A 1,234-nucleotide genomic window follows, 5' to 3' on the forward strand; every position below is an offset into this window, starting at 1 on the left:
TTCTCAAAGTCCCCCTTCTTAAGGGGGATTTAGGGGGATCTAGACTCAGGTAAAAACCAGATTTATCAAGGCTTTCAGGCTTAAGTTGACACCTATGGGCGGTGCCCCGTGCCTACAGATGATTTACCTAAGAATGAAACCGCCTAGCCGCCCTTAATCAGGGGGGGGACTTTGAGCGCTCAAAATCCCCCCGATTAAGGGGAATGCGAGGCGGATCTGGACAGGGGTAAAAACGAGATTTATCAAGGCTTTCAGGCTTAATTTGACACCAACGATCGCGTCGTCTCCCGACTCAAAAACTACCAACTACATTAAAAACCAAAAAACCATGCAAACTCTACCTAAAATTAACCCTTTCCTAAACAAAAATATCGCGAATTCCAATTCCTGCACCAGCAACCAACCAAACTCCATCGTCATCCTTGACCCCACAATACCCGATAGCCAGCAGATAGCCCAGGGCATCAAACCCCACACTGCCACCTACATCCTCAAAAGCCAGCCCGATGCCGTAGAGCAAATCACCACAATCCTAGCTCAGCATAGAGGCATCGAAACCCTACACATCATCACCCACGGAGATTCTGGCAGCCTGTTTTTCGGCACAACAGAACTCAACAGCAGCAACATCCACAACTACAGCCACCAATTGCCACAGTGGCGAAACGCCCTCACCCCAAACGCCAGCATCATCTTATATGGATGCAACATAGCAGCCGGAGACAGAGGCCACCAATTCCTGACTCAACTGCACCAACTCACAGGCGCAAACATCAGCGCTAACTCCCAACCTACAGGTAACAGCGCACTCGGTGGCACCTGGGATATCCTCCAACTCATCCCCCCATCAACGCAAAAGCCCCAACTAGCCCTCGCCGAAACCACCCTCAAAACTTACAGCGGCATACTAGGCTTAGCCCCCAAAGTTGACTTCGCAACTGGCAGTTTCCCCTACTCCCTCACCATCGGCGACATCAACGGCGACGGGAAACCAGACTTAGCTGTGGCGAACTTCAGCAGCAACACCGCCTCGATCCTGCTCAACACCACCCCCACGGGCGCCGCCACCCCCACCTTCGCCACCAAAGTTGACTTCACTACTGGCAATACCCCCTTCTCCGTCAGCATCGGCGACTTCAACTTGGACGGAAAACCAGACTTAGCTGTGACGAACACCAACAGCAACACCGCCTCGATCCTGCTCAACACCACCCCCACGGGCGCCGCCACCCCC

The 1,234-nt window shown here is 52.9% G+C and carries 1 protein-coding gene; it reads left to right on the plus strand.

Annotated elements, in window-relative coordinates; translation table 11 throughout:
* Nucleotides 1-328 precede the first annotated feature (328 nt).
* On the plus strand, nt 329-1,234 hold a 906-nt coding region (locus QT974_RS34520; protein ID WP_333472843.1), incomplete at its 3' end, for a DUF4347 domain-containing protein.

The organism is Microcoleus sp. BM001215392, assembly GCF_036700185.1.
Lineage (GTDB): Bacteria > Cyanobacteriota > Cyanobacteriia > Cyanobacteriales > Microcoleaceae > Microcoleus.